This window comes from Spirosoma aureum (genome assembly GCF_011604685.1).
Lineage (GTDB): Bacteria > Bacteroidota > Bacteroidia > Cytophagales > Spirosomataceae > Spirosoma > Spirosoma aureum.
Genome location: NZ_CP050063.1, coordinates 3201257 through 3221442, shown reverse-complemented (window position 1 = coordinate 3221442; position 20186 = coordinate 3201257). Strand labels below are relative to the sequence as shown.

19 protein-coding genes are annotated in these 20186 nt (G+C 48.5%); 10 read left to right on the top strand and 9 right to left on the bottom strand.

Going from position 1 to position 20186, the window contains the following annotated elements; translation table 11 throughout:
• The first annotated feature begins 2 nt into the window (after window positions 1-2).
• The 3 genes from G8759_RS12775 (at window position 3) to G8759_RS12765 (ending at window position 5639) form a co-directional block, all read left to right on the top strand.
• Window positions 3-3875: a hydantoinase B/oxoprolinase family protein gene (locus tag G8759_RS12775; RefSeq protein WP_167208505.1), complete on the top strand. Its 3873-nt coding sequence runs from the start codon at window positions 3-5 to the stop codon at window positions 3873-3875.
• A gap of 102 nt (window positions 3876-3977) precedes the next feature.
• Window positions 3978-5210 (top strand): PQQ-dependent sugar dehydrogenase, encoded by a 1233-nt coding sequence (locus G8759_RS12770; protein ID WP_167208503.1) that lies wholly within the window; start codon window positions 3978-3980, stop codon window positions 5208-5210.
• Window positions 5211-5390: 180 nt separating this feature from the next.
• A complete protein-coding gene (locus G8759_RS12765; protein WP_232074233.1) occupies window positions 5391-5639 on the top strand; it encodes a hypothetical protein in 249 nt (82 codons plus the stop codon).
• 31 nt (window positions 5640-5670) lie between these two features.
• Here G8759_RS12765 and G8759_RS12760 read toward each other — a convergent pair whose 3' ends face one another.
• A complete protein-coding gene (locus G8759_RS12760; RefSeq protein WP_232074232.1) occupies window positions 5671-6279 on the bottom strand; it encodes a Crp/Fnr family transcriptional regulator in 609 nt (202 codons plus the stop codon).
• A 167-nt stretch (window positions 6280-6446) separates the two neighbouring features.
• Here G8759_RS12760 and G8759_RS12755 point away from each other — a divergent pair, with 167 nt between their 5' ends.
• A complete protein-coding gene (locus G8759_RS12755) occupies window positions 6447-6863 on the top strand; it encodes an OsmC family protein (protein ID WP_162386130.1) in 417 nt (138 codons plus the stop codon).
• A 148-nt stretch (window positions 6864-7011) separates the two neighbouring features.
• Here G8759_RS12755 and G8759_RS12750 read toward each other — a convergent pair whose 3' ends face one another.
• Window positions 7012-8049, bottom strand: a complete 1038-nt coding sequence (locus G8759_RS12750) for an amidohydrolase family protein (protein ID WP_232074231.1) — start codon at window positions 8047-8049, stop codon at window positions 7012-7014.
• Window positions 8050-8368: 319 nt separating this feature from the next.
• On the opposite strand from G8759_RS12750, the gene G8759_RS12745 reads away from it, so the two are divergent.
• From G8759_RS12745 to G8759_RS12725, 5 genes are all read left to right on the top strand, one after another.
• Window positions 8369-8524, top strand: a complete 156-nt coding sequence (locus G8759_RS12745; RefSeq protein ID WP_167208499.1) for a hypothetical protein — start codon at window positions 8369-8371, stop codon at window positions 8522-8524.
• A gap of 73 nt (window positions 8525-8597) precedes the next feature.
• On the top strand, window positions 8598-9821 hold the full coding sequence (locus G8759_RS12740; RefSeq protein WP_167208497.1) for a dipeptidase: 1224 nt from the start codon (window positions 8598-8600) through the stop codon (window positions 9819-9821).
• A gap of 292 nt (window positions 9822-10113) precedes the next feature.
• Entirely contained in the window at window positions 10114-11052 is a 939-nt protein-coding gene (locus G8759_RS12735; RefSeq protein ID WP_167208495.1) for a sugar phosphate isomerase/epimerase family protein, read from the top strand.
• A 93-nt stretch (window positions 11053-11145) separates the two neighbouring features.
• The gene (locus G8759_RS12730) at window positions 11146-11619 is read left to right on the top strand and encodes a Dps family protein (RefSeq protein WP_167208493.1); all 474 of its coding nucleotides are present in this window, start codon (window positions 11146-11148) and stop codon (window positions 11617-11619) included.
• Between the two features lie 86 nt (window positions 11620-11705).
• The gene (locus G8759_RS12725) at window positions 11706-12896 is read left to right on the top strand and encodes an NRAMP family divalent metal transporter (RefSeq protein WP_167208491.1); all 1191 of its coding nucleotides are present in this window, start codon (window positions 11706-11708) and stop codon (window positions 12894-12896) included.
• An 84-nt stretch (window positions 12897-12980) separates the two neighbouring features.
• Here the strand turns inward: G8759_RS12725 and G8759_RS12720 are convergent, their stop codons facing one another.
• The 6 genes from G8759_RS12720 to G8759_RS12695 all read right to left on the bottom strand — a co-directional run bounded on the left by G8759_RS12720 (window position 12981) and on the right by G8759_RS12695 (window position 18755).
• Window positions 12981-13421, bottom strand: coding sequence for a nuclear transport factor 2 family protein (locus G8759_RS12720; RefSeq protein ID WP_167208488.1), 441 nt, complete (start codon window positions 13419-13421; stop codon window positions 12981-12983).
• 21 nt (window positions 13422-13442) lie between these two features.
• Entirely contained in the window at window positions 13443-14069 is a 627-nt protein-coding gene (locus tag G8759_RS12715) for a DinB family protein (RefSeq protein WP_167208486.1), read from the bottom strand.
• Window positions 14070-14073: 4 nt separating this feature from the next.
• Window positions 14074-14892: a hypothetical protein gene (locus tag G8759_RS12710; RefSeq protein ID WP_167208483.1), complete on the bottom strand. Its 819-nt coding sequence runs from the start codon at window positions 14890-14892 to the stop codon at window positions 14074-14076.
• A 782-nt stretch (window positions 14893-15674) separates the two neighbouring features.
• On the bottom strand, window positions 15675-16490 hold the full coding sequence (locus tag G8759_RS12705) for a helix-turn-helix domain-containing protein (protein WP_167208481.1): 816 nt from the start codon (window positions 16488-16490) through the stop codon (window positions 15675-15677).
• Between the two features lie 173 nt (window positions 16491-16663).
• Entirely contained in the window at window positions 16664-17683 is a 1020-nt protein-coding gene (locus G8759_RS12700; protein ID WP_167208479.1) for a SlyX family protein, read from the bottom strand.
• Window positions 17684-17930: 247 nt separating this feature from the next.
• Window positions 17931-18755 carry a hypothetical protein gene (locus G8759_RS12695; protein ID WP_167208477.1) on the bottom strand — a complete coding sequence of 275 codons (825 nt, stop codon included), beginning with the start codon at window positions 18753-18755 and terminating at the stop codon, window positions 17931-17933.
• Window positions 18756-18978: 223 nt separating this feature from the next.
• Between G8759_RS12695 and G8759_RS12690 the strand changes: the two genes are divergently transcribed.
• Entirely contained in the window at window positions 18979-19782 is an 804-nt protein-coding gene (locus tag G8759_RS12690; protein WP_167208475.1) for a hypothetical protein, read from the top strand.
• A gap of 63 nt (window positions 19783-19845) precedes the next feature.
• Here G8759_RS12690 and G8759_RS12685 read toward each other — a convergent pair whose 3' ends face one another.
• A complete protein-coding gene (locus G8759_RS12685; RefSeq protein WP_167208474.1) occupies window positions 19846-20175 on the bottom strand; it encodes a tetratricopeptide repeat protein in 330 nt (109 codons plus the stop codon).
• Window positions 20176-20186 lie beyond the last annotated feature (11 nt).

The following is a 20186-nucleotide window of genomic DNA, read 5'->3' as shown; positions in this document are numbered from 1 at the left end:
TCATGTGGCAAATCTGGATTGATACGGGCGGCACCTTTACTGACGGCCTCGCCCAGGACCCCAATGGAACAATACACCGCACCAAAGTCCTGAGCAGTAGCCGTCTACGCGGGCAGCTAATCGATGGTAAACTCGTTGCACCCTGGCTGACTGCCTCTATTTTTGACGGTTATCAATTGCGCATCGTCGATACGGGAGATTGCTACGAAGTTCTTACCCTACAAACCGATGGAACGCTCGCTCTGGATCATCCACTTCATCCTATTCCTCAACCCGCTACGGTCGAACTTCTGACCGGCGAAGAAGCCCCGGTTTTAGCGACTCGCTTGTTAACGCAGACACCTTTAAGCCAGCCGTTTCCAGCCCTCGAAATGCGACTGGGAACAACAAAAGGCACGAACGCACTGCTCGAACGAAAAGGAGGACGTGTGGCGCTGCTGGTCACAAAAGGCTTTAACGATCTGCTTACGATCGGAACCCAGCAACGCCCGGATCTCTTTCAACTGGCCATACCGCCCGCCGAAGTACTCTATGATACGGTACTCGAAGTAGATGAACGCATCGCTGCCGACGGGCAGGTTCTGGTGCCCCTAGCTGATCAGACTATTGTCGATTTGGTCGGTCAGCTTCAGAAAACGAAACCCGATTCTGTAGCCATATCACTGCTGAATGCCTACCGGAACTCTGTTCATGAACGTCAACTCCGCGATGCACTGACCACTGCCGGTTTTGCCTACGTAACACGTTCGACCGACGTTTCTGTGGCTCCTCAGTATGTGTCCCGTACGCAAACAGCTGTTGTCGACGCCTACCTTACACCAGTCATGCGCTCCTATCTGGACAATGTGCAACAGCAGCTTGGTGGCTCGTCGGTGCGGATTATGACGAGTTCAGGCGGGTTAGTTCGTGCCGATCTGTTCCAGCCGAAAGACAGTCTGTTAAGTGGTCCGGCAGGTGGGGTGATTGGTGCCTATGCAACCAGTAACGACCAGCCCGTACTTACTCTCGATATGGGTGGCACTAGTACCGACGTAGCCCGCGTGCAACGGGGTCTGGATTATCGATTTTCTACCAAAATTGGCCCATTCGATTTGCAGCTGCCTTCACTGGCCATTGAAACCGTAGCCGCTGGTGGTGGCTCGGTGTGCTGGTTCGAGGGGCACGGTGCCACCTCTGGGCAGCTACGGATTGGCCCCCAAAGTGCGGGGGCCAATCCGGGCCCGGCCTGTTATGGGGCCACAGCACCAGGGCAGCCGCTTCTGCTCACAATTACCGATGTCAATCTATTACTGGGCAAACTTCACCCAAAGCAATTTGGCATTCCGGTCTTCCCCGAAAAGGCGCAGGCCGCTTTGCAAGAAATTTGTGATCAAATAGCCGCCAAAACCGGCAATCGGCCCGATCCGCTGGAATTACTACGAGGCTTCGAGCATATTGCCAATGAAACGATGGCCGGAGCGATCCGTAAAATATCCGTTGCGCGCGGGTTCGACCCAGCTGCCTATAGTCTGCTGGTTTTTGGCGGAGCGGGTGGCTTACATGGTTGTGCCATTGCCCGATTGCTGAACATGGAGCAGTTGATTCTCCCGTTCGACGGTGGTTTGTTAAGCGCTTATGGTATTGGGAAAGCGCAAATCGAGCGGATAGTCTCCCGGTCGATTTTGCAGCCACTGTCAACCATTTCCGACAAATTACCTGCTTTATTTAACGAATTGAGTCACCAGGCTACCGATGCGTTACGGTCAGATGTTGGTTCCGATACGCAAATCAGGCTTTCATCGGCGCTGATTTATGTACGCCTGCAGGGGCAGGAATCATCCATCGAGCTCTCTTATCCGTTCTTATCGACGTCTGAAAAAAATCAGTCAGGGCTTGAGATTCGTTCCGAATTGGAGACCGCTTTCCAGCGTAAATACCAACAACTCTACGGTCACTTCCCTTCAGATACCAACGGTCAACCACGTCCTGTCGAAGTGGAAAGTATTCGGGTCATTGCCAGTACGGTTCGCGACGAAAATCCCGTGGGTGGCCCGCCCGTAAGCCATCGCCACGCCGTGCCGTCGTTCACAACAGATTCGTTTCCAGCTTATGACTGGACCCAGTTGCAGGAAGGCGACACGTTTCGCGGTCCAGCTTTGCTTCTCAACACAACCTCATCGGCCTTTATCGAATCGGGTTGGCGCGTTGTTGTGCAGGCCGAAAAAAATGTCGTCGTTGATTACATCGCTGATGTTGACGATGATCTTCCTTCTCTAAACAAGACGAGTGAAGTTCACAATGAGGTTGTCCAACTGGAGCTTTTCACGCAGCGATTCCGCGCAATTGCCGAAGAAATGGGCGCTCAGTTACAACGAACCGCGTTCTCGGTTAATGTGAAGGAGCGGCTCGATTTCTCCTGCGCGTTGCTCGATGCCAATGCTGAGCTTGTCGCCAATGCACCCCATATTCCGGTGCATCTGGGCAGTCTGGGTATTTGCACACGGCTGGTACTTGCCAACATTCAGCTCGAACCGGGCGACGTTGTGATCACGAACCATCCCAAATATGGTGGCTCGCACCTGCCCGACGTAACGCTACTCAGTGGCGTCTTCACGGATGAGGGCCATACTGATAAACCGGAATTGATCGGCTACATCATCAACCGCGCCCATCATGCTGAAATCGGCGGAAAAGTACCGGGTTCGATGCCGCCCGATGCCACTACGCTAGTGGAAGAAGGTGTTGTGCTGGAGCCCCAGTACGTCGTAAAAAAAGGCATCTTCCAGTGGGATAGTCGTAGTGAAGAGGTTACCGACGGACTTGAGTCCCGGTTTAGGGATGCGCCCTATCCTACTCGGGCACTGGCCGAAAACCGGGCCGATATCGAAGCCGCCCTCGCTTCATTAAAAGCGGGAGAAAGCGCACTTCAGCATCTGGTCAGGCAACACGGTTTATCGACCGTACATCACTACATGACCCGATTGAAACAATCGGCAACAGACGCGATCTCGACTATTCTGGAGCCGTTGCAGGGGCAAATTTTCCAGGCGGAGGAAGCCCTCGACGATGGACATGGTATTCGGGTTAGCATTGTGGTAAACAACGGCCGGGTTACTTTCGATTTTACAGGGACATCCGGTGTACACCCCCACAACCTCAATGCCAACATATCGATTCTGTACAGCGCCGTTTTGTATGTGCTTCGGCTCTGGTGCAAGTCGGATACGACCCCGGAAAGCATTCCGTTGAACGAAGGCTTAATGACACCCGTTGATTTTATTCTGCCCGAATCGTCGTTTCTGAATCCAGTCTTTCCCGATAATCCAGTTGACTGCCCGGCGGTGGTAGGCGGCAATACGGAGGTCAGCCAGCGATTGGTCGATACCCTGCTTAAAGCGTTAGGATTGGCTGCGTGTAGCCAGGGAACGATGAACAACTTTTTGTTTGGGAATAAAAACTTTGGGTATTATGAAACCATCGGTGGTGGTTCGGGGGCTACTATGGGTGCCAATGGTCGCTCGGCAGTGCATCAGCACATGACAAACACCAAACTAACTGACCCTGAAGAACTTGAACGGCGGTATCCCGTTCGTTTGCATGAGTTCAGCATTCGCAAGGGGTCGGGGGGAACGGGGCAGTGGAAGGGTGGTGATGGCATCATCCGCGAAATCGAGTTTCTGGAACCTGTACAGGCAACCCTCTTGAGTCAGCACCGCGTAGTAGCCCCTTACGGCCTTCATGGTGGTGAATCAGGCGCAACCGGCCGCCAAACGTTAATGCATACGGATGGACTGGAGGAAACTTTACCGGGCATTTTCACACGGGCCATGCAGGCCGGTGAACGCATACGGGTGGAAACACCGGGCGGTGGTGGGGTTGGGACGACTACAAGGTGAGTAAAGTCCTGAAAGGAGCTACTTATACTTTTCATGCTTCTGTCCTACAATTCCAGGAACTCAAACTTAACATAACCCCGATATGATTGAGTATCCAATTAGATGAAAAAAACGGTTTTACAGGCTCTCCTTTTGCCAAAAAACTTGCAAAAAACAACCGTTATTCTGGTTTCTTTTGTGATTTCTTGCGGCTTAGCCTCTCTAATTGCGGATATCAAACTTCCGGTCCCGACGCAAAAACCGCTGCAAGGACAGCCTGCGGTCTGGAAATTAGAAAATGCGTTTCCGAACCTGACCTTCCGTCGCCCGGTTGAATTTACTTGCCCACGGGACGGCAGCAACCGGATCTTTGTGTTGGAACAGGAAGGCATAATCCGGGTATTCGAGAACAAACCCACCGTTCAGGTCGCTTCGGTTTACCTGGATGTTACAAAGAAGGTATCGCACGAAGGTGAAATGGGGCTCCTCGGACTGGCTTTTCATCCCGACTTTAGCCGGAACGGCTATTTTTACATTTACTATACGAAGCGAAATCCATTGGAATCAGTCATCGCTCGTTATCAGGCAACAACCCCTGATTTGAAAATAATAAATCCAGCCACTGAGACCGTTATTCTGCGATTTGCTCAGCCTTATGACAACCACAACGGCGGAAAAATTGCCTTCGGCCCCGATGGTTACCTCTATATTGCAACCGGTGACGGCGGAGCCTGGGGCGATCCACATCAAAACGCTCAGAACCGGGCTTCCTGGTTGGGCAAAATCCTTCGCATTGACGTCGACAAGACGACTAAAGGAGCTTATGGCATCCCGGCCGACAATCCATTTGTCAATAACCGGGAAGGCTATCGGGAAGAAATTTATGCATATGGGCTTCGTAACCCCTGGCGATTCAGTTTTGATCGGCAAACCGGTCGGATCTGGGCCGGGGACGTGGGACAGAATCAGTTCGAGGAGATTGATATTATAACAAAAGGTGGCAATTACGGCTGGCGTTTAAAAGAAGCGATCCGGTGTTATAACCCCCGCAACGATTGTGACCCCGGCGACCTGATTGATCCGATTCACCATTATGGGCGTGATGAAGGAACTTCAATTACGGGAGGTGTGGTCTATAGGGGTTCTCGTCATGCGGCTTTACAAGGTAAATACCTGTATGCCGATTACGCCAGTGGTAAAGTCTGGGCATTGACCTTCGAAAACGACAAAAAGACCAGTAATCAACTGCTAGCGGAGCATTCAGGCACGATCTCGGCTTTTGGGGAGGATGCCGCCGGGGAAGTCTACCTCCTCGACCATCAGGGAACTATCAAGCGGTTCAGCATGAGCAATTGACTCATAGGAGTCGGGTCGTTTTATGATTCGCCGTAGTTTAGTTGTTAGAAATTACCAACCAAAAATGGGCATTGAACGTTAATTAACGAGACAAAACATTTTATTCAGATGACCTTAGAATTGTATCTAGTCTCCTCCTCTGATTCACCGGCAGAAGTTACGTCCCCAATATCTAACACGATGGGCGAATTACCTGATCAGGAACCAACGCTTGATCTGGGCGATCTGCTGGGTAGTTTCGATTCAAAGGAAGAAGTGCTGACCTTTGTTCAGACGCAGCTTTCTATCCAGAATCAACAGGTAATCGACAGTCATATTAGTCCCTTTAACGCCTATACACACGTTGAATGGCTCACCGTTACCATTCAAAACGAAGACCAGTCGACCTTTCATAAAAATTACTACCTCGTTTCCGATGAAGGCTATTAGCCACGCAGATGAGCAGCACGCGTATGGAAGCTTATTTACGCGCCACCTGCGACCGGATTCGGCTGAGAGAAGGACCTTTGATGCCTAAATAGGATGAAATATGGCCCAGCGATACTCGATTCAGGATGTTGGGGTAATTTTCCACTAGATCACGGTAGCGATCTTCGGCGGTTTGGGTCAATAAACTCTCTGACCGGGTCTGGTTGAATAAGAAATATTGCTCGGCCAGCAGCCGGCCGAAGCGCTCCCAGCCGTGTGATTGACTATAGAGTTGCTGTAACCGGTCATAATCAATGACAAGCAATTCAGCATCTTCAAGGGCTTCGATCAGATAAGGACAGGTCGTTTTTGTTAGTAAACCTTTCAGGGAAGTTAAAAATGTATTTTCCGTAATAAAGTAGAGATTATGCTCCAACTCCGTTTTAGGGTCTATGTAGTAAACCCGAAAAATGCCTTTCTGGATAAAACCCACTTGTCGACAGACCGAATTCTGAAAATTGAAGAAATCATGTTTGGCAATGGCTCTAAAATACCAGAGGTCATCGGCCAGCTCAATATCGGCATCAGAAAGCTCAGCAAATTGCTGTAAGTGTTCATGTAAAATAGTCTGTTTACGCGCTACCATTCTGTTGGGAGTCATTATCAAAAAATAGTTTATCGGGTATTCTTGGCCTTATTTTTCGTTGAGCCACCATTTTTTAGGTTATTGCGAACACTTTTTAACATAGGTGAAAAATGTGAAGAAAGCTGTCGTTTACTTTTGATCCATCAAAAAACAAATCAAAAACAAATCTAGATCATACACACATGAAAATTGTCCGTAATGCATCCGCGCACTGGGCTGGGACCGGTAAAGATGGTAAAGGAACACTATCAACTGCCAGTACAGTTCTGAATCAGACACAGTATTCGTATAATACGCGGTTTGCCGATGGTGTAGGCACCAATCCTGAAGAGTTAGTAGCGGCTGCTCATGCAGGCTGTTTCACCATGCAATTGGCGTTTAACATTCAACTGGCAGGTTTTGTCGCCGATTCGATCGACGTTTCGTGTGCCATTACTCTCGAAGACAGCGGTATTACCAGCTCTAAGTTAACCCTTACGGCTAGTGTACCGGGCTTAGATAAAGCCAAGTTTGATGAACTGGTCGATCATGCTGAACACAACTGTCCCATTTCAAAACTATTTAATACCACGATCAGCGTGGATGCTACTTTAGCGTAACGAGTCAGAGAAACCAATAAAATGGGCCAATACTAAGGCTTTGGTTTCGAGGTGTGCCACGTTTTTTTGTGCATCATTAGTAACCGTGGCACACCTCGAAACCAAAGCCTTATTTACAAAAGCCAAACCTGAAGAGGTCGCAGAATGGCTATCCGGGCTGTGAAGGGTCGCGCTTCAGCCAGTGATAAGCAGCGGCCGAATTCTTCCAGAAGTACTTTTCAGCTACGGTTCGACCTTTTGCGTTGAAATATTCGCTCACCAGATTCAACCCAGCCTCAACAGGCAACCACTGATCGCTATTTGGCCAATCGCTGCCATAGAGTAGGCGATCTTCACCGAAGATGCCGAATAATTCATCCAGTCGTCCACGGTAGAAACTGAGCGCCTGCGGAATTTTTCCGTCAACCCGGCGCAGAACCTCCGAAATCTTCACATAAACCTGGGGCCGCTTACCCAGTTCCTGCAGATGGGTCTCATAGTCCTTCCGTACCGCTGCTTCTACCGGAGTTGTCATTTGGGGAAGATGATCGATGATTACCCGCAACTCAGGTACTTGCTCCGTGACGCGCACGATGGCAGCCAGCAAGACGGGATTCGGGTTCGCCGTATCCAGGACGAGTCCCGTCTGGGCGAAAAATTTAAGGTCTGATACAACCTTAGGATTCGACAGTTGACGGGACAAATCACGATCCCAGAGGTTTCCGTAACGAATACCGCGAAACAGTGGATTGCGATGGAAACGTTCGAGCTGTTGGCGGAAGCCCGGCTTGCCCGGTTCAAGATTGCCTACAGTTCCGACAATGATTTTGTCCCTTGCAGCGACATCGAGGACCCACTGGTTGTCTTCAAGCCACGGACTGGCCTCCACGACAATCGCACCCACAATTCCGAGAGGCACCGCAATCCTGCGATAACGGTCTGGAAGTGCTGGCTGGTAAAGAATCTCATCTTTAGGAGTCGGCCACGGCACACCCTGAGCGCGAGTTGTGTCGAACAAGTGTATGTGGGTGTCGATAATGGGGATGGTGGTATCATCCGGCCAGCTCAACGAGGGTAGCCCAGCGGAAGCGCTGGCGGCCAGGGCAAGAAAATCTCTTCGGTTCATTGGCAGGAAACTAGCAATTTCAGAAAAATCTGGGTAGTCTGTAAAAGAACAGAGCCAGCGACGGCGTTGTCCGATTTCCATGTATTGAACAAAGATGAAGAAAAATAAAAGTTATTGGTGTATAGGAATTTGGCAGCGAAGCGTGTCAACGCTGAGCCGTGGGTGGTGGTTTCTAATCGCGTGCTTCTGGCAACCAACGTCCGCGGCTTCTGTGGCACGGCTTTAAGCGAAAGTCCTATATGGATATGAATCAATCAATGTCAGCTACTTTTAAAACATAACCAGGTTGTTTACCTGGTTGATGGTTACTTTTAGCGCCGATAGGCTTATTGTAAAATAGGGCTTAAACTTCTCTTTACGCAACTAAAAGCCGTCCGGACTATTTATTCGTTTACCCCCAATGGCTTTCGGGACTATCGTTATTCATAAAATTGATGCAAGTTATTCCGCTCTTCCTGACACGCTGTACGGTATCCGCTATTTTGGCACAGCCAGGTTCTCGTATTACTTTTTCGATCAGTCAGCCACGGCCTGTTACAGCCTGATGACCGCATAACCTTCCGGCTCAAAGATCCCGGCACGAAACAGGTCTTCCTGAATTTTTCCGTCCATTTGCTTACTTGAAAACTATGAATAGCTCAAAACAGGAATACTCACGGCGGAAATTTATTACCACCATAACCGGGGCGGGGGCAGCGATGATGCTGAATCCTGTGCTGGCATGGGCGCTCGATGAGGTCGACCCACGGGTAGCTGCAATCGTAGCCAAAACGATTGGAATCGACACTCATAATCATATCGACGTACCCATTAACGCAGTTGAGCTACCCGGCCCCAAACTCGATCTGGTTGGCGAAATGAAAAAGTCGGGCTTATCAGCCATCTGCATGACCTTCGCCGTAGACTATCAACAAATTCGCCAACCCGCAGAGGGCTACGACCGGTTCATAAGCGGATTAAATGCCATGGACAAGGTTTTAGGAAGCAACAACATGAAGCGGGCGCTGAACCTGACCGACATTCAAACCGCTCACCAAAGGCGTCAGCCGATCGTTATTCAATCGGTTGAGGGCGGTCACTTCCTGGAAGGGCGTCTGGAGAGGCTTGGAGAGGCTTACAACCGGGGTTTACGCCAGCTCGGGCTGCTCCACGACAACGATGCGTCGGTACCCCTGGGCGATATTTACACAAAGCCTCCCCAGTGGGGCGGGCTAACTGCGTTTGGTACCGACGTCATCAGGGAGTGCAACCGAATGGGCATTCTGGTCGACCTGACCCACGCCAGCAATGAAACCATAAACGCGGCCCTTAACGTAGCAACCAAACCTGTTGTCATTTCGCACACTGGCCTCGACTCTAAGTTAGGCGCTAACCCGTTCATGGCCAAAATGATGCGACCCCGACTCATCAGCAAGGAGCAGGCAAAAATCGTTGCCGATGCCGGTGGCGTGATTGGTGTATGGACCCATCTGGCCGATACTCCGCTTGAATATGCCCAGAACGTCCGGGCTCTGGTTGAAGTCACCGGAATCGACCATGTCTGCATTGGCACCGATACCAAAATGACACCGTCTTACAGATCTGCTGGCGGTCCTAAACCTGGTAGCACTCCCGTCAATCAGCCCGGCGGACCTCCACGTGATCCTAAGTCTCCGAATGGTCCGGATGGTGATCAAAATCGCGGCCGAATCGGCGAACGCACGAATGAAGCCTGGCAGGATCAGCAGGTTGGGTTCTATTATGCCGTTGTCAATGCCCTGTTGAAAGAAGGCTTCACCGAAGAAGAAATCGGCAAAGTAGGCGGTGGCAACTTCTGCCGTGTGTTCGATGCGGCCACGGCAGGTCACCATTAAGGCTGGCATATTGACTGGTCAATCGTTCAAATTCATTTCCCGCGCAGAGGTAGTCAAGAGCAAGCGATAAATGGCAGGTTTATCGAAGCTTCTTATCGGACTGGGTTTACGTAGCAGTGGCCAAAAACACGCATGGCCTGACTCACAGGAATAGAAGAAGGCGATGTTTGTGCTGGCTCTGTTAAAACACGGAATCAAATAGCTCCTCCACAGGCCGAACACTTTGTTCGCCGTTGAAAACGGTAGAAACTAGCGTTCGGCCTGCTTATAGGATCGCTAGTTTGATTTACTCATGTCCTCAACCCGTCGCCACTTTCTGACATCATTGGCCGCATTAAGCGGAGCTGTTATGTTGCCTGATCAGGCACTAATTCAGGCTAAACCCGCAGCCAAATCGTTTCCCATTGCCTGTAATTCCTATACCTGGCTGACATTTTACAACCGGCAGGGCAAAACCTGGATGGCCGATCCCGATGCATCGCTGGCCGAACTGACCCAGTCGGGGCTGACTGCCTATGAACCGGCCGTAAATTCGGCCGAGGAGGTCACGAAACTCCTGCCATTGCTCAAAAAGTACAAGTTGTCGATGCACTCGCTGTACGTCAACAGCACCCTCCATAAAGCCGACGAAGCACAGAAATCCATTGATTCAGTGCTGGCCATCGCCGATGCCGCGAAACCCGCCGGAACCTCTATTTTCGTAACGAATCCAAGTCCCATCAAATGGGGAAGCGACGCCGACAAATCCGACGCCGAACTAACCGAGCAGGCCAAAAACCTCGACCGGCTGGGTGCTGAACTTCGGAAGCGTGGCATTACTCTAGCCTACCATACCCACGCCCCCGAACATCGTCAGGCGGCCCGCGAATTTCACCATATGCTGCTGGCTTCTGACCCCAGAAATGTATCGTTGTGTCTGGATGCCCATTGGGTCTATCGTGGATCGGGGAATTCGCAGATCGCGTTGTTTGATGTCGTGAAGTTATACGGCAAACGGATTAGTGAAGTACACATCCGACAGTCGAAAGACGGTATCTGGCAGGAGACATTCGGCGATGGCGATATTGATTATCGGCGGCTGGCCGCTGAATTAAAAGCAACAGGCGTTCGCCCGAATCTGGTTCTGGAGCAATGTCTGGAAAAAGGCTCACCCAATGCAATGGGGCCAATAGACGCCCATAAACAGGATTTGGTATATGCAAAAACCGTATTTGCCGGGTTGATAGAATAACAAAACAAACGGTTTGATTGGTTGTTGTTCAGAAGAGTGGAATGCACGAAGCACTCCTCAAACGAATTAACAGTTTACCAAACTCACGTTATTATGCAACCCAATATTGGCCTTGAAGCAGATGTCCTCAAACAGGACAATACCCTACTGAATGATTTCCTGTCCGATCTGCATGTATTGTATATCAAAACCCGCAAGTATCACTGGAACGTGGCTGGGCCGAATTTCATGGAATACCACAAATTCTTTGAAAAGCAGTATAAAGCAATTGAAGAAGAAATTGATGCCGTAGCCGAGCGTATTCGTCAATTAGGCGGCAAGCCGCTGGCAACCATGGCCGAATTTCTGCATAACACCAGTCTGAAAGAAGATTCGGGTACACCCAAGGGAACGCCGGACATGTTCAAGAATCTACTTGCTGATCACGAGCAGATCGTCCGTGAATTACGCGAAGATGTCGATAAATGTGATGAAGAATTGAATGACGCAGGCACGGCCGACTTTTTGACTGGTTTGATGGAAGCCCATGAAGCAATGGCCTGGATGTTGAGAAAATATCTGTCATAATGATGAATGATGAGTGATAAATGATGAATTGTAAAGAGTTTTTTTTACATTCATCATTTATCACTCATCATTCATAACTCCCTCAAGTGCCCAAGTCTCTCTCCCTGCGTGCCGGTCTCGGCAGTGTACTATTCTGGTCGGTTATTTCGGCTGCTTTTATTGGTCCGGGTTCAGTTACAGCCTGTGCAATTGCAGGATCAACCTACAGATTACAACTCCTCTGGGTTTTAACGTTTGCCACATTTGGTACGGTCTGGTTGCAGGAAGCTGCTGCTCGTATCACCATCGCTACGGGCAGCGATTTAGGGCAGGTCATTACTCAGACATATGCAGGAAAGAGTGGGCGCCGGATCGCATGGGCGTTGTTTCTGGCTATTTTCCTGGGTTGCGCGGCCTATCAGGCTGGCAATATTCTCGGAGCCGTATCGGGTCTGGCTTTGCTTACCAAATTACCCGTCCCGGCGTTGACTGTAGTAGTCGGTTTAGTTTGTGTGGCCCTGCTCTGGATTGGGTCGACGCAAGGATTGGCCAACTTCCTGGGTCTGATTGTCTTTGCGATGGGCGGTGCTTTTGTCTATGTGGCCTTCGGTACGCCTGTTACTCCCACCGAATTAACCAAAGCCCTGATTGTACCCGCCATTCCTAATGGGTCGTTGCTACTCATTAACGGCCTGATTGGCACGACCATCGTACCCTATAATCTGTTTTTCGGTTCCAGTATCGTTCCGGGTCAGTCGTTGAGCGAAATGCGGCTTGGTATCTGGGTCGCGGTCATCTTAGGCGGGATTATTTCAGTCGTATTGTTACTGGCTGGACTGCTCATTCCCAGCGATTTCTCGTATGGACACATGGCGCAGGTACTGACCGACCGGCTTGGCACCTGGGCAGGATCGTTATTTGCCTTTGGTTTATTTGCCGCTGGATTTGCCTCCTCACTGACGGCCCCACTGGCTGCTTCCATTACAGCACAAAGCCTGCTTGGCATTCCCAAAAACTCACCCGCTTATCGGGGTATCTGGCTTACCGTGATGGCCACTGGTCTGACATTTGGTCTACTCAATGTGACGCCTATTCCCGTTATCATAGCCGTGCAGGCCATTAACGGTATACTGCTTCCGTTTGTAACTATCTTCCTGTTTGCCGCTGTCAATAATCGAACACTCCTGGGCGATACCTACCGCAACTCACTGACACAGAATCTGGCCATGGGGCTCGTAGTGATCGTTACGGCTATCCTCGGAATCTGGAACATCTGGCTGGCAATCCAGGCAGGATAATGACTAGCTTATCAACACGTAACTGATAAGCTAGCCAAAACATCAATACCTTTAAAATCAGCAGCTTAACTTTAACTTGCGCACCTATGCTCCCAACTGCTTACTAAATCCGGCATGGTCCCAGCTAATGTCGAGATGAGTAATGCGGTCGTCATCATTGAAGCGAAAAACAAAGACATGGTCGCTGTTAAAACGCAGTCCTTTATTTGTGATACCCAGAAAATCCTGCGCCTGTGTGCCAAAAATTGCGACATTAGCAACAACGGTATCGTCCTGCGTAGTCAGGCTATCGACGGTGTTATCTAAATCGGGGAAGCAGTCAATGAGAAGTTGCCAGACACCTTTGCCAAATTCCCAGAATGAACCCTTTCCATCATCGCCCATCGGTACGAAATGTACGGTAGCATCGGGGGTAGCCAGTTGAATCATACGTGCCGTATCCATGTCCTGATAGGCCGAGAAAAAAGCCAGACATGCGCCCTTGCGGGTCTGTTCGGTAAGGGAAGTTTTGCTAACAGTTTCCATAGTCTTTTAAAATCACGTACTCTATTTAGTTGATACAGTCTCTTTTGGGTAATTCTGATGCGCTTTGACCTTACGAATCTGGCGCAGATGGCGATCGACATGACCCCATTGATAAATGTATACTTGATGCAGATTGCGCGGATCTTTTGTTGCCGTCAACTCGAAACAGGCCCGCATATCGGCATCTGTTTTTTCGGCAAAGGCAATGTTCTGATCGCGCAGCCGCGTAAAGAATGTTAGATTATCTTTCCCCCTGATAAATCCCGTGGGTCGTGAAAAGGCAGGGGAAATATGCGACTTTTCTTCCATAATAAAGTCATGATAATAGCTATCGGGATGGCTCGTTTTAATCAATTCAGGCTGGGGTGTATTGCGACTGCTAATACCAATTTCCCGCGCCCAGATGATCTCCCAAAGGGCCAGATGCTCTACCACCTCAGCAATTGACCAGCGGTCGGGCGATTCGTGAAAGTGCCATTGGGCATCGGTGAGATTTTCGGTCTCCCGAATCAATGTATCACGCGTACGTTTGAGGTTATCGAGTGTATATGTCCGGTCGGCCTCGGTCCATAGTTTTTGGGCACTGGCCCCGCTGCTTATTCCCAACAAAGTAATTAGTAATACACTGATAATGATTGACTTTTTCATAAAATTAGTTTGCCTTAGTAAATACTTCCTTTAGTTTTCCATCCCATCCCTGCTGAACATACCGGCCATTATCGAGCGAAATTTTAAACGTCTCAGCATTGCCTTTACGCTTACCATCGGCTTGCCACGACCAGAATTCATTCGTTTCGGTCAGCGTCTTACCATCGAACTGATACATAGCCCCGCCTGCTCCATCAAACCGCCGGGTTATAGGATTATAATAGGCATAGACAACCATCGGGTAACTGAAAATTTTGACTACCTGCATGTTTTTATACTTGCCTTCGCCCAACCGATCTGCTCCACCCCACTGCCCTTCTTTCATAAACCAGACGCCCTCCAGACCTGCATTTTTTAATGGCTCTGTGCTTTTGATACGTTCTGCCACTTCATTGATAGGGTAGTTTGGGTACTTCTCAGAATTCATGACGCCAAACTGTTCATAATGCTGATCGCTGATTTTATAATCGAATGAAAAGACATTGCCAACGGCGGTAGAATCCCAGGAGTAGAATCCAATCTTTTCGATATACTTGCCGTTTTTCAGCTCGTACGTACCGCCACAAGCCCCATCAAATGGCTTAATTCCAGCCGTTTTTTCATCGTAGCGATCCCGTCGTTTGTCGTCATAGAATGCACCAAACCAGTAGCCGTCCCGAAAAACTTTGATAACCGTAACCGAGTCGCGGGTTTTCCACTCGGTCATGGAACCATACTTGTTTTTTGTCTGGCGAAAGGCTCCATTCAGCTTGTTCACCGGCTCGTCAGACTCGAACGCCAGCATGGTCAGCAGCGAGGTCAGACTTAAAATGTACTTTATCATCTTGTTGTTTACGTAGATTTGATGACAAAGCTACCGGCAGAAGAGAGCCTGTGATTGTAAAAATGCGACATTCTCTTTTCCCTAACTTTACTGATACGGAGAATGCAAAATGCTCCGGTTATTACTGAAAATAACCGGAGCATTAGCCTTTGATCGAGACCGACAAATCAATTTATACCCTCAGATTTACCTGGTTTCGTATACTTCTCCAGCATTGGCGTAATGAGCTTTTCAGAAAAACCAGCTAGAAACCCACAAAACATCTCAACAAACGATAACATTTGACAGGCTGGACAATCTCCTATCTGTTTGCATTCCACACATCCATTTTCGACAAAATTGATGAGTTCAGGATTAAATAAATTGGTTTGGAGGATCAACTAAATGACTAGTCCAATCAATAGGGATTGTGAGCGTCCTGATTGCAAAGGTATAAAAGTGGGATTGACATAGTGGACTTATACGGACGGCTAGCCAGCCTGACCATTGCTTTGAGTAACCCCAGAAACTCAACAAATACCGTGTAGGCATAGGACGTCAGTAGCGTATAGACACTAGAAAATCCAATCGCCAAACCGCCAAAGCCTTATAGAATGTAAATTTCGGTGAAAGTGCCCTGGTCGGTAATGTTGATCGTTAGTCGCCTTCAGGACGATTATTAGTAGGCTTGATCGTCAACAAGCAGCAGAAATTCTTGTATTTGTACTCATCCCGGCGAGGTCTTATAAACAAACATAGTTGGCCAACAGCCCTTTACTTGTAGAAATGCGACATTTATAGTATCAGGATAAAAAGTTCGTTAGTTCAAGGTTGCCTTTAATATATTGAGATGGGCGTTTCCCGGTAAACTGAGTAAATTCCCGAATAAAGTGCGATTGGTCGTAATAACCACATTGGTAGATCAGGTCGTGCCAGTCGGATACCTTCCAGCGTTGGCTGGCCAATTGAGCACACAGGTATCCAATCCGCCGGATACGAGCATAATATTTCGGGCTGACGCCTACTTTGTGCAAAAATTGACGTTCAAATTGTCGGCGGCACACATACAGATCGTCCATCATTTCGCTGATATTAGCGATGCCCTTTCGCTCAACGATCAGATTAGCGACATAATCGGTTCGATCAAACGTGTTGCTTTTTTTAAGCAGTTGTTGATTTACAAACTGTTCGAGGAGACGAATTCGCTCAATCGGATTATTGGCTTCAGCAATTTGCTCATGCAATGACTTCACCCTACGCCCCAGAATATCAACCAGATTGATTCGTTCATTAGTAAATTCATACATCGGCAAGCCCAACAACGACGACACACCGGCTGGCTTGAATACAATACCGACCATACCAACCCGGCCACTTAATTCTAACTTATAGCTTTGGGTAGCCTGCCCTGTCAGAAAAATGGAAGGAGCCAGCACGGAAGTCTGTTTACCCGTTTCAACCCGGTAGGTGTCCCCATAGTTAAATACCATCGAGGCAAATCCCGTTGGAGGAGATTCGATACATAAGGGCTGGGTCAGACTATTTTGTTTCTCCCAAACGAAATAGCACTCGATTAATGTTGATAAATGGCTGGCTGGCAAGAACTTACGATAAAGCATGGTCGGGTAGATAGAATTTCTACCTCAATTTATCGCATTAAACAGAAACCCTATCACTACCTTTTATTCTGCGGTAGTATTGGCCTGGTTTCAAACAGTAAGCGGGTCAACCAGACTACTAATCCCTGTAGTCTGTTTAACCCGCTTACTGTTTGAAACCTATAAACGAACGTTTACTTCTTCTTTTTGCTTAATTGGCGATTCTGCTGCTCCAACCGCTCAATTCGTTTCTGTTGCTCGATCAGGTGCAGAGTGAGTTCTTCATTTTTCTGTACCAGCGTGGCCAGCAATGTTGTCAGATCTACGCCCTGTTTCACCATCTCACCAGCGCTTGGAATACCCGGCAAATGTTTGTTTTGCTGAATATACTGTTCGACCTCTGCCAACGGTTGAAGCTTATAGCTCGGCGCAAAGACATAGTCGGCCCAATGATTCTCAGATACCGGCTGAACCTGCATAGCAAGCGCCGATAAACGACTACCCAGCGTAACATCACCTTTATCATTGACTGTCAGAAACTTACCAGCCGTAACCGTAGAGGCCGGGGAGTTAGCCGTCATGTTTGTCAGGCGAAGGCCACTGCTTCCGTCCACTCCAGCAGTCAATTCAAGCCGGCTGTTAGGCGTTGACGTTCCAATACCAACATTAACATTATTTCCCAGCACGAGTGCATTGCTGCTTAGCACACGAGCATTCGCGCCAATGGCCGTTGCATTCGAAAGCCCCACACCTACTCCAACCGCGTTTGCGCCCAGAAATGTGTTGCTTTCACCATCAACAGCATCAAACCCCGCGTTAGGTCCAATAATCAGGTTATTACGACCACGCCGATTGTTCAGACCAGCGTTATAGCCAATGAATACATTGTCATCACCGTCGGTATTTAATTTACCTGCTTCATAGCCGATAAAGGTATTATGACTACCGATAGTATTCGGAAAACCGGCTTTGTAGCCAAAATACGTATTATAGGAGCCTGTCGTATTACTCTGACCGGCCTGACTTCCCATAAATGTATTATACGTTCCGCCAACGACGGCGCTGGTGCTCTGCCCGATGAAGAGGTTATTTGTACCATTGACCGATTGAAAACTGACAACCTGATTATCAGGAGTAACAATCTGGCTCTGGGCAAACGTCCTCACAGTCAAACCAATAGTGGCGACTATCAAACTAATAGTAAATATTTTCATACGCTAAAACGGTTTTGGATATGGCGACTAAAGATACTATTTTTTAATGCTAAATCTATAAATTTTCTTTTTTCGGGTAGTTCCATTTTTTCAAACAGTAAGGTGTATTGGTACTACTATAAAAAAGTTAGACATAAATGAGTGACGTATTTTAGTCTAACAGAGACAATAATGCACTGGTATTGAGTTATTTTTATTTAAAAGAAACTGCCAGCCCAGGTTAATCAAGACTTTTTGACTAGCTGTTTCAGTTCACTTTATAATAAAGCGTCTTCTTACCGGATTTCAGATCAGTAATCAGCATTTTTCCATTTTCAACATAGTATTTCGACGCCGGAACATCCTGAGTCTGATTATTTACCTGTAATCGAATATAAACCAGATTACCTTTTGTAAACCACTTTGCTCCTGCCGCTGCCAGTTGCGCAAATAAGTTTGCATTGCCTCCCCCCGACGACTCCACCGATACGCCAGATCCGCTTGCATACCCTGTTGAGCCGCCATCACCCAGGGTTCCATCGGCATTCAACATTAATGTGGTGGAAGTGCTCCCATAGAAACCACCATCCGTAATTCCTCCTCCGTAATTGCTCGACGTTCGCCAGGCACCAATCAAGGCAGGATCACGATTGAGACCATCAGTTTTGGAAGCTATGCTGGATGTTGCTGGTTTGCGTGCACCAGAAGTGCCAGCTACATCACGGGTAAAGATTCCTGATCGTATGGCCGTCCCATTTAAACCAATTGCAAACAGAAGCTGACCACTCTGTAAAGCAGCTTCGAACTGAAACACGGTTCCATCGGCAGGATACGTTGCTGTTCCCTGAGACTGTTGCCCATTGGTTGTCCCCTGTAGCGTGTATTCGTCCTGTTTATTTCCCGACTGAACCCGAACCGTTCCGTTTAGTTTTTCTGCGGAAACACGAAGAAAAACCGTACTTCCTAAAGCGGTTGCCGAATTATCGGCTGATACCAGGGAGCCTGTCCAGGTGCCTCCAAATCCCTGACCAAAGAGTTGATAAGGACCAATTACGGAAAACAAGGCGATTAGTCTAATAAAAAAGTGCTTCATAGACTACTGGGAACGAGACAATTAATAAAATTATACTACACCTGACCTCATACAAAAGCAACTTACGATATAAAGGCACATGCTTTACATTATGGTTCGTAAGCGGTTTTACAGCGCCCATAACCAAATAGTAAAAACTAACTTGCTTTTAACGCTACAGAATCAACGTAATGTGTAACTTTACGTTGATAAAACCGAATCGGTAGCTTTACTACATGCGCCTATGAAGCCTTTTTCCTTTCTGACTAATATGATGGCCGCTGGCCTTCTGGCGGGTGCATTAAGTAGTTGTGCACCAACGGTTACGACCTCCTACCTCCTTGAACCTGTTTCGGGCGATGTAGCAATGATTGAGGGGCGCCCTGTTACCAAAGCGGAGCAAAATGGGGTTGGTGTCGTTGCTTCCTTTGAGCGAGAAGATATGGAATTCGTAACGTTCGATATTGAAGTAAAAAACCGTACTGACCATCCGATTGAAGTCAATCCGGCTGATTTCCACTTCGTTGCGCTTGGTGCTTCACAAGATACCCTCTCCGACCCTGCCAAGGCTGGCTTTGCGCTTCAACGTGAAGCAGCCGACCCGAGCTATGAGACTGGGCGCGTGAAACTGAAGCGAAAGCAGGAAGAAAAGCGACTGAAACGGGCTAAGATTTTCAACACGGTTCTGATGGTAGCGGCCATTGCGTCGGATGTTTCTTCGTCGAGTAACAGTCGTTCATACCGGGAATTCGCCAATAACCGAGCTGCACACTATCTTGCCTATCAAGGAATTGCGGTTAAACGGGCTATTGATCATAGTACATTTGCGGATCGGATGCAACGCTATGATTACGAAGAATATCGCTGGCGTGAGCTGGCACTCAAAGCAAATACACTCGCACCAGGCGAATCGGTGCGGGGTTTCGTTTACGTGCCAAAACTAGCCAGCGCGAAATACCTGGCCATGACCTATAGTGTATCCGAGCAGGCCACGGTGCCCGTACTCTTCAAACAGGAATTTGTCCAGCAGAAAAAGCAACGCCGGTAACTATAGCAGTGCAAACTCAAACGAAAAGGCCATCATTTCGTCAATGGTGGCCTTTTCGTTTACTTACCATTCATCTTCATCATCCTCAAACGCCTGCTGCGCCCGCTGCAACTCCTGAAGTGCCTTCTGATTGTTCTGTACACGGGCCAGTTCAATTCCTTTTTCATACAGTTCGGCCGCCTTGTCACGTTCATCGAGATCGGTATACAAAGCCGCTGCGTGATAATACGTCGGTAAATAGTCCGGGTGTTCAACAAGGAGCTGATCGAAATAGTCCTTTGCTTGTTTGGGCTGACCGTTCAGGTACTCCATCGCCAATGCATAAACATTGAATGGCTCGCCGGGTTCTTCCTGTACAAATCGAATTAATTGTTGGATACGGTCGTTATTCATTCATCAAGAAA